Source organism: Nonomuraea sp. NPDC050783, from assembly GCF_040802095.1.
GTDB lineage: Bacteria > Actinomycetota > Actinomycetes > Streptosporangiales > Streptosporangiaceae > Nonomuraea.
On sequence record NZ_JBFAHK010000004.1, the window covers coordinates 254,602 to 269,258 of the forward strand.

General features: G+C 74.8%; 11 protein-coding genes. 4 read left to right on the forward strand and 7 right to left on the reverse strand.

All coding sequences use genetic code 11. The annotated features are described in order from the left end of the window. Positions 1-3: 3 nt before the first annotated feature. Together AB0H75_RS12575 and AB0H75_RS12580 are read right to left on the reverse strand one after the other, a co-directional pair. A complete protein-coding gene (locus tag AB0H75_RS12575; RefSeq protein WP_367794902.1) occupies positions 4-1,668 on the reverse strand; it encodes a protein kinase in 1,665 nt (554 codons plus the stop codon). A 35-nt stretch (positions 1,669-1,703) separates the two neighbouring features. Beyond that, the gene (locus AB0H75_RS12580) at positions 1,704-2,402 is read right to left on the reverse strand and encodes a M50 family metallopeptidase (RefSeq protein WP_367794904.1); all 699 of its coding nucleotides are present in this window, start codon (positions 2,400-2,402) and stop codon (positions 1,704-1,706) included. Positions 2,403-2,579: 177 nt separating this feature from the next. Between AB0H75_RS12580 and AB0H75_RS12585 the strand changes: the two genes are divergently transcribed. Together AB0H75_RS12585 and AB0H75_RS12590 are read left to right on the forward strand one after the other, a co-directional pair. Further along, positions 2,580-3,053: a nuclear transport factor 2 family protein gene (locus AB0H75_RS12585; RefSeq protein WP_367794906.1), complete on the forward strand. Its 474-nt coding sequence runs from the start codon at positions 2,580-2,582 to the stop codon at positions 3,051-3,053. A 20-nt stretch (positions 3,054-3,073) separates the two neighbouring features. Further along, complete coding sequence (locus tag AB0H75_RS12590; RefSeq protein WP_367794908.1) at positions 3,074-4,192, forward strand: magnesium and cobalt transport protein CorA; 1,119 nt, start codon at positions 3,074-3,076, stop codon at positions 4,190-4,192. A gap of 101 nt (positions 4,193-4,293) precedes the next feature. Here AB0H75_RS12590 and AB0H75_RS12595 read toward each other — a convergent pair whose 3' ends face one another. The 5 genes from AB0H75_RS12595 to AB0H75_RS12615 are packed head-to-tail and all read right to left on the reverse strand — an operon-like array spanning position 4,294 to position 11,508. Beyond that, positions 4,294-5,127 (reverse strand): Clp protease N-terminal domain-containing protein, encoded by an 834-nt coding sequence (locus AB0H75_RS12595; RefSeq protein ID WP_367794910.1) that lies wholly within the window; start codon positions 5,125-5,127, stop codon positions 4,294-4,296. A 40-nt stretch (positions 5,128-5,167) separates the two neighbouring features. Beyond that, positions 5,168-7,225, reverse strand: a complete 2,058-nt coding sequence (locus AB0H75_RS12600; protein ID WP_367794913.1) for a transglutaminaseTgpA domain-containing protein — start codon at positions 7,223-7,225, stop codon at positions 5,168-5,170. Continuing rightward, positions 7,222-8,346, reverse strand: coding sequence for a DUF58 domain-containing protein (locus AB0H75_RS12605; protein WP_367794916.1), 1,125 nt, complete (start codon positions 8,344-8,346; stop codon positions 7,222-7,224). Before AB0H75_RS12605 ends, AB0H75_RS12600 begins: the two co-directional genes overlap by 4 nt. Then, positions 8,346-9,332, reverse strand: coding sequence for an AAA family ATPase (locus AB0H75_RS12610; protein ID WP_367794919.1), 987 nt, complete (start codon positions 9,330-9,332; stop codon positions 8,346-8,348). The genes AB0H75_RS12605 and AB0H75_RS12610 overlap by 1 nt, the downstream gene beginning before the upstream one ends. 13 nt (positions 9,333-9,345) lie before the next feature. Further along, entirely contained in the window at positions 9,346-11,508 is a 2,163-nt protein-coding gene (locus tag AB0H75_RS12615) for a hypothetical protein (RefSeq protein ID WP_367794923.1), read from the reverse strand. Between the two features lie 149 nt (positions 11,509-11,657). On the opposite strand from AB0H75_RS12615, the gene AB0H75_RS12620 reads away from it, so the two are divergent. Together AB0H75_RS12620 and AB0H75_RS12625 are read left to right on the forward strand one after the other, a co-directional pair. Beyond that, entirely contained in the window at positions 11,658-12,857 is a 1,200-nt protein-coding gene (locus tag AB0H75_RS12620; RefSeq protein ID WP_367794926.1) for a hypothetical protein, read from the forward strand. Between the two features lie 245 nt (positions 12,858-13,102). Next, positions 13,103-14,611: a hypothetical protein gene (locus AB0H75_RS12625; RefSeq protein ID WP_367794929.1), complete on the forward strand. Its 1,509-nt coding sequence runs from the start codon at positions 13,103-13,105 to the stop codon at positions 14,609-14,611. The last annotated feature ends 46 nt before the right edge of the window (positions 14,612-14,657 follow it).

Here is a 14,657-nt window from a genome sequence, read left to right on the forward strand (position 1 = left end):
CCCCTACCGGCGGGCCCTCGCGCCCCTGATGCAGGCCGGCTTCGACCAGGCGACCGTCGACTGCTCCGAGATGCGCAGCGGGACGCCCACCAGGAAGCAGTAGCCGGTGTCGGGGTCCAGGCCGGCGACGCGGGTGGTGGTCGCGCCCTGGCCGAGGGCGGTGACGGCCTGCTCGCCCTTGGCCACCGGGCTGCGTTGCAGGACCACCGGGTAGCGGCGGGCGCCGGCCGGCAGTGACCAGCGCAGCTCCACCAGGGCGCCGCGGTCGGCGGTCACCTTGACGGCGCGGGGGGCCAGGGCGGCGATGTCCTTCTCCTCGATGGGGGCCGGGTCCTGGGGGCTCTGCGAGGGCTGCCCGGTGGTGCGGCCGGTCTCCTGGGACGGGGCGCCGGGCGGGAGCGACAGGTAGACGGCCGCGACCGTGCCCGCGACGGCCACCGTCGCGACGATCCCGCCGACGAGCAGCGCCTTCGGCGTCCGCCCGCGCGACGGCGCCGGGGACGGCGTGGCGGGGTTCGGGGCGGGGTTCGTGGCGGGGTTCGGGGCGGGCCGGCTCTCCGGGGCCGCCGGGTGCGGCCCGGGCCGCGGGGACGTGGCGGGCGGCAGGTGGTGACCGGTCGAAGGAAGCGACGAGGAGACCGGCGGCGGGAACGCCGAGGGACCCTGCGGGGCGAACGGCGACGAAGCCGGGGTCGGCCCCAAGGTTGAGGACGGGGCCGGGGACGGGGACGGCGGGTTGAACGGCGGGAAGGGCGGGGGTGGGGAGTCCGGGTGGGGTCTGGGGACCGTGGACAGGTGCGGGCCAGGCCCCGGGTCCTGGCCCACCAGGTCCGTCACCGGCAGCCCCAGCTCCGCCTGCAACCCCTGCAACTGCCGGGCCAGCTCGCGCGCCGACCCGGGCCGCGCCTCCGGCTGCTTGGCCATGGCCCGCAGGATCGCCTGGAAGACCCGCGGCGGCAGGTCGGCGCGGCCGATGGGCGGCGGTTCGAGGCTGAGCACCCGGTACATCAGCGGCGCGATCGACGGGTCGGCCGGGTTGTGGAAGGCGGGCTGCCCGGCCAGCAGGTGGTAGAGGGTGGAGCCGAGGGAGTAGAGGTCGGTGGGGACGGAGTGCGGGGCGCCGGTGAGCACTTCGGGCGCGGCGTGCAGCGGGGTGAACGCCTGCGAGGTGGCCGAGATCTCGGCGGCGTCGACCACCCGGGCCACGCCGAAGTCGGCGATGGCGGGCTCGCCGTACCGGGAGATGAGGATGTTCTGCGGCTTGATGTCGCCGTGCAGGACGCCGGCCTCGTGGACGGCGGCCAGCGCCCCGGCCAGCTTGACCCCGGCCCGCAGCACGTCGGGCACCGGCAGCGGCCCTTCCTTGCGGACCTTGTCGCGCAGCGAGCCGTTCTCGAAGAAGTCCATCGCGATGTACGGCTTGCCGGAGCGCGTCACGCCGGTGTCGAAGACGGTGACGACGTTGGGGTGGCCGGTGAGCCGCCCGGTGAGCTGGAGCTCGCGCTGGAAGCGCCGCATGGTGCGCTGGTCGACGCGGTCGACCGACAGCACCTTGAGCGCCACGACGCGGTCGAGGCGTTCCTGGTAGGCGCGGTACACGACGGCGAACCCGCCCTGGCCGGCCTGGTCGAGCACGCGGTAGCCGGGCGCGTCCTCAGCTGGCAGCACGGCGGTACTCACTCTCCCCCCTGTCGCAGGCGAGTTTAGAGCGGATTCATGAGGTACGCACCGAATGCGGCGGCGGTGACCGCCACCACGAAGAAGAAGAACACGTAGAAACCGCCCGGCAGGAACGTCAACCGGGCGAGCTGATCGGCGTCGGAGTCCCTGGCCTGCCGGCGGCGCCGCTTCTGCTGCAGCTCGACGATGGGCCGGATGCCGCCGAACAGCAGGAACCACACCGCGACGAGGGCGGCGCCCTGCTGGACCGCGTCGGGGGCGTACATGCTGAGCGCGAACACCGCGCCGCCGGTGGCGAGGAGGATCAGCGCGCCGTACAGGTTGCGGATCAGCAGCAGCATGCAGACCAGGAACAGCAGCACCGCCCAGATCAGCAGCGTGATGCGCCCTTCCTCGGTGAGCCAGGCGGCGGCCAGCCCGAGCAGCGGCGGCGCGAGGTAGCCCGCCATCGCGGTCAGCACCATGCCGGGACCGTTGGGCCGGCCCCTGGTCAGGGTCACGCCGGAGGTGTCGGAGTGCAGGCGGATGCCCTCCAGCTTGCGCCGGGTGAGCAGCGCCATGAGCGCGTGGCCACCCTCGTGGGCGATGGTGATCAGGCCCCGGGACACCTGCCAGGGCATGCGGAAGCCGACGATCACGAGCGCGACGAGTGCCGAGACCGCCACGACCCAGGGCTGGGGGTCAGGCTGAACCTCGATCAGGTGGGCCCAGAGCTTGTCCATCGAGACAGCACCCTATCCAGGTAAAGTCTCGGCCGCGGCCACCGAACGACATTCTGGCCAGGGGGCGCCGGACAGGAGCGACTCGCGCGCTTGATCCCAGGTTGTCGGGGAAGGTGGTGCCCGGCAGTGATCCGCTCCGGGCCGCGTGCCGGGCCGGGGACCGAACCGTGATCTGATATGAAGGTGAACGATCGTCACGTGGCGCTGATCAGCGCTTTCTACGACGCCCTGGGGCGGGCCGACCTCGCGGCCATGGAGAGCTGCTACCACCCCGAAGTCAGCTTCGGCGATCCCATCTACCAGGAGATCGAGGGGCGCGACCGGGTGATGCGGATGTGGCGGCTGCAACTCGGCGTGCGCGACGGCCTGCGCTCGGACTACTGCGACGTCACCGCCGACGACCACACCGGCACCGCGCACTGGACCGCCCGCTACATCTTCTCCAGCACCGGGCGCGAGGTGGTCAACGAGGTGGACGCGCTGTTCAGGTTCGAGGACGGCCTGATCGTGCGGCATCACGACGACTTCGACTTCAAGCGCTGGTCGAGGATGGCGCTGGGCCGGCCGCACGGGTTGTTGTTCGGCTGGACGCCGATGTGGCGCAAGACCATCAGGGACCGGGCGGCGCAGCAGCTCGACGCGCTCGGCTAACAGGAGGGGACACCAAGGCGATGGCCAGGGTCAGGAGTTTGCGGCGCGGCGGCGAGGTGCGCGAGGAGCCGCCGGAGCACTCGATGGACCCGCGGGCGGCCGAGGACCCCCCTTACCGGCCCACCGTCATCGACAACGCGATCTACTGCGACGGCGAGCGCGTCGACAATCCCGGCTCGCTCGCCGACGCCTTCGAACGCCTCAAGGAGATGCCGGGCAGCATGGCCTGGATCGGGCTCTACCGGCCGAAGGAGTGGGAGCTGGTCAAGCTCGGCGAGGAGTTCGAGCTGCACGAGCTGGCGCTGGAGGACGCCATCGTCGGCTCCCAGCGGCCCAAGTCCGACCGGTACGGCGACACGCTGTTCGTGGTGCTGCGCGCGGCCCGCTACCTGGACGACGTGGAGGAGGTCGCCTTCGGCGAGCTGCACGTCTTCGTCGGCCCCAACTTCGTCATCACCGTGCGGCACGCCGAGGCCCCCGACCTCCAGGGCGTGCGCAAGCGCATGGAGTCCGACCCCGCCCTGCTGCGGCAGGGCCCGCAGGCCGTGCTCTACGCCATCCTCGACACCGTGGTCGACGGCTACGCGCCGGTGGTGGCGGGGCTGCAGAAGGACATCGAGGAGATCGAGGTCCAGGTCTTCAGCGGCGACCCCTCGGTGTCGCGGCGCGTGTACGAGCTGTCCGGCGAGGTCATCGAGTTCCAGCGGGCCACGGCGCCGCTGGTCGGGATGATCCACGGCTTCATCGCGGGGGCGCCCAAGTACGGACTGAACGACGAGCTGCAGAGCTACCTGCGGGACGTGGCCGACCACGCCATCACGGTCGCCGAGCGGGTGTCGTCCTTCCGGCAGATGTTGCAGAACATCCTGGTCGTCAACTCCACGCTGGTCACGCAGGCGCAGAACGCGGAGATGGCCCGGATGACCGAGGCCAGCATCCGGCAGGGCGAGGAGGTCAAGAAGATCTCGGCGTGGGCGGCCATCCTCTTCGCGCCGACCCTGGTCGGAACGATCTACGGGATGAACTTCGACTTCATGCCGGAGACGCACTGGGCGCTCGGCTACCCGTTCGCGATCATGCTGATGGCCGCCGTGTGCCTCGTGCTCTACATGGTCTTCAAACGGCGTGACTGGCTCTAGCCCCCCGCCGGGTCACCACAGCGCCCCGATCACCAGGCCGACGAGGATCAGGGCGACGATGGCGGCGCGCAACGCGCCGAGCGCGCGGCCGTTCACGGCGGTCAGGGCCGCAGGCCGGCGTGCTCTTCCAGGCGTTCCAGGCGCTGGACGATCGGCTGCAGCTCGGCCCTGATGGCGGCGGCCAGCAGCTCGGCCTGGGCCTGGGTGGGCTGCTGCGCGCCCCCCTGCCCGCCCCCCTGCCCGGCGGCCTGCGCGGGCTGCTGGGTCTGGGCGCGTAGGTGGACGTAGCCGGCCAGGGCCGCGCTCACCGCGCGCCGGGTGACGCGGGGCTCGGCGCCCAGGGCGCGCAGGACCTGCCCGGCGGTGCCGTCGGGCTCGGCGACCAGGCCGAGCAGGAGGTGCTCGCAGCCGACGTAGTTGTGGCCGAGCGAGATGGCCTCGTTGACGGCGAACTCCAGGGCGTTGGCGGCGTTGGCACTGAAGGTGCGCGGCCCGCCCTCGGCGGGGGCGCCGACGGTGGCAGCGGTGGTGGGGTCGGTGCCGGTGGTGGCGTCGGCACCGGCCTCCCGGCGCCGGTCGAGGTCGCGCCGCACCTGGTCGAGGTCGATCTCCATGGCCCGCAGGACGTGCAGGGCCAGGTTGCCGCCCTCGGCCAGTACGGCCCCCAGCAGGTGCTCGGTGCCGATCTCCGCGGCCGCCCGGGTGCGGGCCTCGTCGGCGGCGAGCTTGAGCGCCTGGCGGGCCCTGGCCGTCAGGTGGGTCAGGGCTCCGGCGGGCGGCTCCAGGTCGAGGTCGGTGAGCGTGGTCTCCCTGATCGCGGTCACCCGGCGGACCGCCTGCTCCAGCGCGCGCTGGCAGACGGCCGACACCGGCACGCCGGCCTCCTTGACGGCCTCGGCGAGGTCGTCGGGCAGGTAAACGTTGATCTTTGGCATAACCCCAATGTAACCCCAATGGGGGTATGCGTCTACCCCCTCAACGGAGGAGCAGCCGGCGGCGCAGGCGGGCGGGCAGCGGGGTACGGGCGCGGACGGCGCGGCGCAGGGCGTCGCTGTGCCGCCAGGCCGCGGTGGCGGTCGTGTCGGTGACGGCGTCGGGGGCGTACCGCACGAAGTTGGAGAGGTCGGCCAGCGGGCGGAGATGAGGTGACAGGTCGGGTGGCTGGGCGGCGAGGACGTCCTCGGCCGTCAGGGCGTGCTCGCGGGCCAGGCCCAGGTCGTCGCGGGCCTGCCGCCACGCGCCGAGCACCCGCGACCCCGGGTCCGGCCCGCGGCGGCGGGCCCGCCGGCGCCACCACGGCAGGGCCGCCGCGAGGCCCGCGTACGCGAGCACGAGCAGCCCGCCCCCGGCCGCCCCCACCGTCCACGGGGACGGGCCGCCCCCGGACCGCTCCCCCTGGCCGTCGCCCCGCGGCTCGGAGGAGGCCGCGTGGCCGCCACCGCCCCGCGCGAACTCGCCCTCCAACTGCTCGCTCTCCTCGATGGCCGAGGACACGACCTCGTGGTCGTCCTTGGCGCCGCTGCGGCCGGGCGTCGGGTAGAACGGCCGCCAGCCCAGCCCCTCGAACTCGATCTCCGCCCACGCCATCACGTGCCCCGACTTGACGTGGTAGACCCCGCCGGAGGGCGTGCCGGGCCGGAAGCCGACGACCACCCGCGACGGCAGCCCGAGCGTCCTGGCCATGAGCGCGAACGTGGTCGCGAACTGCTCCGACGTCCCCCGGTGCGTGGTCTCCAGGAAGAACTCCAGGCTCTTCAGCGAGTGGCCGGGCGGGGCGGTGACGTCGTAGCGGGCGCTGGTGCGAAGCCAGCTCTGCAGCCGGTACGCCTGCCGCATCGGCTCCTCGGCGCCCTTGACCGCCTTGCGCGCCAGCTCGCGGAACAGGGCCCGCTGCGGGCCGTCGGGGAAGGCGGTCAGCGCCGGGTCGCCGGCCGGGACGGCGGCGAGCAGGTCCTCCTTGGACGGCCGGGGCACCCGGGAGGTCACCTCGTAGGTGAAGCCCTTGCCGGGCCTGCCGGCGGTCAGCAGCGCGCCGCTGCCCGGGTCCACGGCCAGGCCGCGCACGCCGGTGACCCGCTCGGGGCGCTCGGCCGCGGGGAGCCAGGTGCCGGGCAGGCCGCCGAAGGTGACGCGCTGGCGTACGAGGTCGGCCTCGCCCGTCCACGGCCCCTCGGGGACCCGGCCGCCGGTGGGCCGGAAGCCGGCGGCGGAGGTCCAGCGCACGCCGTCGTAGCGGTCGAGCACGGCCAGCCGCCAGTTGAGCGGCCGGTCCGCCCGGACGGTGAACAGCTCCCGGTCGGGGATCTGCAGCCAGGCCGAGACCCGGTCCAGGGGGCTGACGCTGTCCACCCGCGCGGGCGGCGGCAGGTCGGCGTGCTCGCGCGGGTTGTACGGCTGGGCCGCGATCGGCAGCAGCGGCGCCGCGAACAGCGCGACGGCGGCCAGGGCGGCGGCCACCGGGAGGCCGGCCGGCAGCCAGAGCGGCGGGCGGCCGTCGCGGAGCACGGCCAGGACCCCGATCAGCGTGACCAGCACGGCCGCGACCGGCAGGTTCGAGCCCTCGCCGTCCACGCCGAGCAGGAGCGCGGCCCCGTACACCAGGAGGGCGGGGATCGCGGCGGCGATCCTGGTCGCGCCGCGCGACAGCAGCTCGGCGCCGGCCACGGCCGCCGACCAGACCAGGGTGTGGACCAGGACCAGCAGGGCGGGGTCCGGCTCCGCGGGCAGGAGGGTGGTGAGCAGCGCGTGCCAGGAGTCGGCGACGTCCTTCAGGAGGCCGGGCTCCAGGCCCCGGTAGAGCGGGACGGTCCCGGCGAACCAGGCGACGAGGTCGAGCATCAGGGCCAGCCATAGCGGCCGGCCGGCGGTGAGCGCCGCCACCAGCGCGGGGGCCGCGGCGGCGGGGACGACGGCCAGGAGCAGCTCGGTGCCGGGGAACACCCGGTGGAAGCCCCAGCCCGCGGTGGCCGCGATGGCCGCGACCAGGGCGAGCCCCAGCCACCGGCGCCACCGGGACGGCCCGGCGGCGGTCACCGGGAGCCCCAGAGCACGGGCAGCACGTCGAGGGCGGGGACGGGCAGGACGGTGACGCCGGGCACCGAGACCGGGTCCTGGCCGACGTACACGCAGATGACGCGGTCGAAGCGGCGGCGCACGCCCGCCACCCGGCCCGCCTCCGCCGGGTCCCCCGTCACCAGCACCAGCGACCCGCCGCCGCGCGCCAGCCGCATGGCCTCGCCGACGCCGGCCGCCGTGCCGCCCACCAGGGCCAGCCGGTCCAGGACGGCCTCCGCGTCGGGCTTGCCGTCCAGCAGCAGCCCGTCGCCGGTGACCACCCGGACCGGGAAGCCGGCGCGGGCGGCGGCGACGGCGACCGAGGCGGCGGCGTCCACCGCCGGCTCGGACGGCTCGCCGCGCGTGTCGAGCACCACGGTCGTGGTGGGCAGGCTGGCGTCGATGAGCCGGCGGACCATGAGCGTCCCGGTGCGGGCGCTGGAGCGCCAGTGGACGTGCCGCAGGTCGTCGCCGACGACGTACTCGCGCAGGGTGTGGAAGGTGACCGTGCCGCTGGGCGCGTTGTCGCCGGCCGGCCCCTCCAGGTGGTGGGCCCGGCCGGACGGCGGCACGGGCAGCGGCACGGTGCGCGGGCGGACCAGCAGCGTCACCGCGCCGCCGTACGCGCGGACCCGGCGGGCCAGCCCGAACGGGTCGGCCCGCACCACGACCAGCGGCCCGACCGGGATCTCGCCGCGCACGCCGGTGGGCAGCGGGTACGACACCGTGCGGGTCCCGTTCCTGGGCAGCCGGGGCAGCTCGACCGTGTGCTCGACGGCGCCGATCCGGTCCTGGGCGCGCAGGCCGGACAGGCCGCGGCGGCCGAGGTTGGCGACGGTGAGGACGGCCACGGCGGCGTCCCCGCGCGGCACCTTCAGCGGCGTCACCTCGCGCCGGACCTCCAGCCGGGGCCGCGGAAGGGTCCAGGCGAGCGCGACGGCCAGCGCGAGCAGCCCGCCGGTGGCCAGCACGACCGGCTCGGGGTAGCCGAGCGCGAACCCGGCGGCGTACAGCACGATCGAGCCGGCCAGCGTCCCCCAGCCGAGCGGGGTGAGCACGGCGGCCCGCCCGCTCCACCGGTCCGCCTGCGAGGTGCGCACTACGCCGCCTGCGGCACCGGCGTCCCGGCGGTGATCTCGCCGAGCACGGCGGTGGCGGTGATGTCGCGCAGCTCGGCGTCGGGCGAGAGGATCAGCCGGTGCGCGAGGACCGGCCCGGCCAGCGCCTTGACGTCCTCCGGCACCACGTAGTGCCGCCCGGCCGCGGCGGCCTTGACGCGGGCGGCCCGCAGCAGCGCCAGACTGCCCCGGGGGCTCGCGCCGAGCCGCAGGTGCGGGCTCGTCCTGGTGGCCGCGCACAGCGCCACGACGTAGTCGTAGACCGGGTCGGCCACGTGGATGCGGGAGGCGAAGTCGATCATCCCGGCCACGTCCGAGGCCCGCGCCACCGCCGGCAGCAGCTCGACCTGCGGCCCGGTCGGCATGCCCTTGAGCACCTCGACCTCGGACACGTGGTCGGGGTAGCCGACGGAGATCTTCATCAGGAACCGGTCGAGCTGGGCCTCGGGCAGCGGGTACGTGCCGTCCATGTCCACCGGGTTCTGCGTGGCCACCACCAGGAAGGGGCGCGGCACCGGGTGCGGCTCGGCGTCCACGGTGACCCGGCGCTCCTCCATGACCTCCAGCAGGGCGGCCTGCGTCTTCGGCGAGGCGCGGTTGATCTCGTCGGCGAGCACGATGTTGGCGAAGACCGGCCCGTGGTGGAACTCGAACTTCTGCTGCGCCTGGTTGAAGATCGACACGCCGGTGATGTCGCTGGGCAGCAGGTCGGGCGTGAACTGCACGCGCCGCCACTCGGCGTCCACGCTGGCCGCCAGGGAGCGGGCGAGCGTGGTCTTGCCGGTGCCGGGGACGTCCTCCAGCAGCAGGTGCCCCTCGGAGAACAGGCAGATCAGGGCCAGCTCGATGGCCTCGTGCTTGCCCCGGATGACGCGCTCGACGTTGCCGGCCAGCAGGTGGAAGCGCTGCGCGAACTGCTGGGCCAGCTCCTGCGGCGACTGCTGCTGCTGGTAGTGGTACTGGGTCAACTGAGTCCCCTTCTCAGTCGGTGCACTCGAAGAGCGGTCCCTCGGGGAAGCCGCCGTCCGGGGTGGCCACCAGGGTGTCGTTCAGGTAGCCGTTGCCGTACTGGCTCTCCACGCGGTTCCAGATGTCGCTGGTCTTCCCCGTCGACCTGTCGGTGTAGGACTCGCCCTTGACCTGGCAGATCACGGTGAGCGTGATGTACTTCTTCTGCGGGATCTTGCCGGCCTCGCCCGAGGCGGAGGGGCCGGGCCTGATGAGGGTGTTGGTCTCCTCGTTGCTGGCGTTCTGGTACTGCTGGCGCGGGTAGGCCAGGTCCACCTCGGTCGTGGCCGCCTCCGGGCTCTCCCCCGCCGCGTTCTTGGCCTTGAGCTTGAAGGCGTGCTTCTGGTTGTTCTTCAGCCCGTCCACGGTGAACGATGTGCCCTTGATGGAGTCCTTGGTGGCCGCGCCGGTCAGCTCGTACGTGGTGGCGTCGTCGGCGTTGTCCGGGGCGTTCCAGGTCAGCTCGGCGCCCTTGTTCCTGGGCTTGGCCGCGAAGCCGGTCGGCGCGCCGGGGGCCACGCAGGGCCGCACCCCGGCGCTCGGCTCCGAGGTGACCTCGCCGCCCGACCAGTGGGCGACGACGGTGAAGGTGTACTCGTCCGCGCAGTCGCCGCCGGTGAACTCGAACTGGTAGGGCCCGTCCGCGGGCACCGACTGCGGCACGGCGCGGCCGGAGCCGGAGGTCTTGAGCGTGTAGCGCTCGACCTTGCCGCCGGTGGACGGGCTGAAGCCGATCGTCACCTTGCCGGGGCCCGAGCGGGCGGTCACGGCCCCGGGCGCCGAGGGCGCGGAGGGCGTGGGCGTGGGGGTGGACGTGGGCGTCCTGGTGGGCGTCGGTGTCGGGGTGGACTCGGGTGTCCTGGCGGGCGACGGCTCGTGGGAGGGCGTCGCGGAGGGGCGCGCCCTGGTGGGGCGGACCGGGGCGGTCGTCGTCCCGACCGGGTCCGGCTGCGGCGGGGCGTCGGTGTTGGACGGCTCGTCGCGCGGCGTCTGCCGGGGTTTGGGGGTGTTGGTGGGGCCGGGGACGTCGGAGTCGTCCTTGTCCACCTCGTGCTTGCGGCCCTCGGGGTCGATGACCACGGCCCGGTCGCCGTTCTCGTCGTTGGCCCAGAGCAGGCCGTCCTTGACGAACACGTCCACCGGGCCCGGGCCGTCGGCGACCTGGAGCGTGGTGGGCCGGCCGCCGGCGGCGCTGTCCCAGACGATCAGCGAGCCCGCGCCCTGGTCGGGGACGTACACCTTGGTGCCGAGGACCTGCGGCACGCCGAGCCGGGCCGGGTCGCCGGCGTCGATCTTGGTGCTGAGCACCGCGTTCGAGGCGGTGTCGAGCACCACGAGCAGGCCCGAGTCGCCGGACGCCAGGATCGGCACCAGCGGGCCCTCGGTCGCGGCCGGGGCGAGCGCGCCGCCCTTGGCGGCCTGGGCCACGCCCTTGGGCAGAGTGATCTCGCCGACGCCGCCGTCCGAGCCGACGACCGTGGCGACGGCGGCGCGGGTGTTGACCACGACCGGCAGGCCGCCCGCGATCGTCACGGACAGCTCCTCGCCGGGCTCGCCGACCTTCAGCGGGCCCGCCGCCGCGCCCCGCGTGACCGGGACGACCTCGCCCCTGGCGGTCACCGGCACCCACAGCCGGCCGCCGCCGTCGATGCGGGCCGCGCCGAGCGGCCCCGGCAGGGTGAGGGGGGCACCGACCGAGTTCAGCGTGTACGGGTGGATCTGCTGCACCCTGCCCGCCGCCGGATCGACGGCGTAGGCCGTGTCGCCGGAGACGGCGAGCTGGAGCCCGGACGCGCCGAAGTCGCGGGTCTGGGTGACGTCGAGCTGGCTGGGCTCGATCCTGCTGACGAAGCCGGTGCGCTCGTCCACGAGCAGCACGTTGCCGCCGTCCTGGACGACGCGGAGCCGCCGGCCCGCCTTGTCGTTCAGGTAGCCGTCCACCTCGCCGGACAGGCCGTTGACGTGCACGATCCGGCCCTTGGCCGAGGTCCACAGCCAGGCGCCCACGTCGGCCAGCTTGGGGTTGGCGCTGGAGACGCCCACACCGAACCACGCCGCCGCGGCGACCAGGACCACGGACGCGGCGACGGCGACGACCGCCGTGCCCCGATCGCCCCGGAGCCCGGGGATCCGCATCTCACTCACCCCGTATGTACGATTACTTACCGTTTGCCCCCGCATTACCGGGGATCACCCTAGCGCCCGTACGCCGCGAATGGGGACGTACTGGCTGGTAGTCGCGCCGGGTTCTCTGACTGTCGGTGCGAAGCCGTACCTTAGAGCGCGTGTCCGAGCAGCCCCTGACCCTCGACGCCGTCCTCACCGACGAGGCGGTCCTGTCCACCTACCGCCGCATGTTCGCCGCGCTGGCCCGCGACAGCGGCGCCGTGGTCGACGACCCGGTGCTGGTCGACATCGCCGAGACGCTGTTCGCGGCGTTCGCGGAGGCGGGCGAGGAGTGGCTGACGCACGAGCAGATGCGCTTCGCCTGCCGCGCCTACCCCGGCGAGCAGTTCGACAACCGGCTGCGGGTGCTCAAGGGGCTGGGCGCGATCCGTGAGGTGTTCCCCAAGCCCAACCAGCTCCGCTACCGCGCCTCGTTCACCAGCGTGGTCGGGCTGATGTTCATCCGGCGGATGATGGACGACGGCGGGCAGTCGGAGATGCACCGGCTGCTGGCCCTGGAAGACCTCAACGTCGCCGACCCGCGCACCACGATGGAGGAGGCCCGGCAGAGCGCGGCCAACCTGGCGCGGGCGTTCCGGCTGTGGGCGCTGGAGCTGATCACGCTCACCACCGGCACCATCGAGGAGCTGCGCGAGCAGGCGCCCAAGCTGTGGGGCACGGAGGAGATCGCGCGGCGGGCGCAGGGCCTGCACGGCACGATCCTGACCCGCTGGCCCGAGCTCGACCGGGTCTGCACCGACCTGCGGGCCGCCATCTACGCCTACAGCGACGCCTCCCGGCGGGCGGCCGGGCGGCTGGCCGACTCGGCGGGCACCACCCGCAACCTCACGCTGCTGCCGACCGAGACGTGGCGAACGTTCGCGCAGACCGCCTCCAAGGAGCGGCTGGCCGCCGTGCTCGACGGGTTCGTCTTCGACGCGCCCGCGCCGTGGCACGACCCGGCCGCCGTCGCGCGGGCGGTGGACGAGGCGCCGCGCCCGGCGCCGGCGCAGCCCACGCCGCCGCGCTCCGCCCTGCCCGACCCGGGGCCGTCCGGCTCGCTCGACTCCTCGCCTGGGGCCGCCGTCGAGCGGCTGCGGGAGATGGCCGAGTCGCTGCTGGGCGGCACGGAGCGGGTGGCGCTCGCCGACGTGCTCGGGCCCGACTGGGTGACGGCCCGGCGGGTCCTCGCCGACCTGACCAGCGCCGACCTGCGCCCCGAGCTCCCCTACCGGCTGACCTGGTCCGACGAGTTGTCGGCCGACCCGGGCCGGGAGCCGGCCTGGCTGTCGCGCGGCTTCCTGGAGCGCACACCATGACCACCCCTGGGGCAAGCGGATTCGGACCGAACGAGCCAGGGACGGACCAGCCCGGAACGGGCGGGGCCGGGGTGGACCGGGCCGGGACGAACGGGTCGCGGACGGCCCTGGCCGGGGCGGACCAGGCCGGGACGAACGGAACCGGGACGAACGGAACCGGGGTGGACCGGGCCGGGGTGGACCGGGCCGGGGCGAACCGGTCGCGGACGGCCCTGGCCGGGGTGGGTGCGGCTTGGGAAGGGCGTATGGCGCACGTGCGGGCGCGGGCCGGCGGGCCGTTGCCGCTCGGGGCCGGGGTGCCCGCGCCGGCCGGGATGATCCGGCTGACCTGGGCCGACTCGACCGGGCAGGCGCTGCCGGCGTGGCCCGACGGGGTGACACCGGCCCTGCTGGAGGAATACCAGGTGGCGCCCGCGCCGGTGGAGCGGGCCGGGGAGACGCGGCGGGTGCTGGCGGCGGTGCTGAAGTGCTGCTGGAGCGACCTGTCGGTGGATCCGTGGCCGGGCGTGCCGGCGCCGGTGGAGCTGGTGCTCGACACCTACCGGGCGCTGATCGGGCGTACCGACGACCTGATGCGCAACTGGGCCGTCGGCGCGCTGCGGCGGCTGCACGACTCGGCGTGGGTCGTCGTGGACGACGGCGTGGTCGTGCTGGGCCCGCGCTGCGCCCTGTGGCCGGTGGAGGCGCACGCCCAGCTCCAGGAGCTGGTACGCCGCCTGCCCTCGCCGGAGCGGGCCGAGCTGACGGTGGTGGGCGACGCCGACATCGTGGCCGCCGCCCGCCCCACGCCCCTGGCCACCGGCCTCGGCGCCAGAGCCGGTACCGGCGCCAATTCCGGGGCCGGGGCTGGGGTCGAGGTCGGGGTCGATCCCAGTGCCGATCCCAGTGCCGACACCGGAGCCGGGGTCGATCCCAGTGCCGATGCCGACGCCGGTCCCGACGCCGGGGCCGGGGGCGGCGGGCGGGCCGAAGGTGGGGCGGAGGACGCCGCCGCGGAGTTCGGCGACCTGTTGGGGGCCTACGACGAGCGGCGGCGGGCCGAGCTGGTGGCGGCGTTCATGGCGGTGGAGCACGCGGCGGAGCCGGTGCAGGAGGTGCGCTTCGCCGCGCTGCGCGACCCGGCGTTGCGGCACACGCTGGGCGAGATGCTGGCACGGCGCGGGCGGGTGCTGATCCAGCACCGCGACCGCTGGACGTCCGGCTACGACGACGCCTGCGCCGCCGCCCTGACCCGCGCCGACCCCGCGAACGGCCCCACGAGCAGCCCGGCGAACGGCCCCACGAGCGGCCCCGCGAGCGGCCCCGCGAACGGCCCCGTGAGCGGCCCCGTGAGCGGCCCCGTGAGCGGCCCGGCGAGCGGCCCGGCGAATGGCCCGGCCGCGGGCTGGCGGCTGGGTGTCGCGGAGCGGGCGGTGCTGACGCTGGTGCTGGTCCACTCGGTGGCGATCCCGCGGGCCGAGGGGCTGCTGCCCGAGGACTCCTGGATGTCGCCGCATCCCGCCCCGGCCGACGAGCTGCGCCGCCACACCCAGCTGCCCATCGGCGAGCTGGAGTCGGCGCTGCGCACGCTGCGCCACGCCGGGCTGATCAGCCAGGTGAAGGCCGGCGAGGAGGCGGGCGGGTACGTCCCGGGCCCGCAGTTCCACCGGCTCACCCCGGCGGCGCGGCGGCGGCTGCAGGAGGAGCTGATCCTGGCCGCCGGGCCGAGCACGCCGCTCGCGGCGGCCGTACGCGCGCGCAGGTCGGCCAGATGAACGCGCGCCCGCGGGAGGTCCCCGCGCGCGCCACCACGGATGGAAG

Bases quoted from the DNA above. Each gene is read 5' to 3' on its own strand.
- AB0H75_RS12580 (WP_367794904.1), bottom strand. From the start codon at position 2,402: ATGGACAAGCTCTGGGCCCACCTGATCGAGGTTCAGCCTGACCCCCAG.
- AB0H75_RS12595 (WP_367794910.1), bottom strand. From the start codon at position 5,127: ATGCCAAAGATCAACGTTTACCTGCCCGACGACCTCGCCGAGGCCGTC.
- AB0H75_RS12615 (WP_367794923.1), bottom strand. From the start codon at position 11,508: ATGCGGATCCCCGGGCTCCGGGGCGATCGGGGCACGGCGGTCGTCGCC.
- AB0H75_RS12585 (WP_367794906.1), top strand. From the start codon at position 2,580: ATGAAGGTGAACGATCGTCACGTGGCGCTGATCAGCGCTTTCTACGAC.
- AB0H75_RS12625 (WP_367794929.1), top strand. From the start codon at position 13,103: ATGGCGCACGTGCGGGCGCGGGCCGGCGGGCCGTTGCCGCTCGGGGCC.
- AB0H75_RS12590 (WP_367794908.1), top strand. From the start codon at position 3,074: ATGGCCAGGGTCAGGAGTTTGCGGCGCGGCGGCGAGGTGCGCGAGGAG.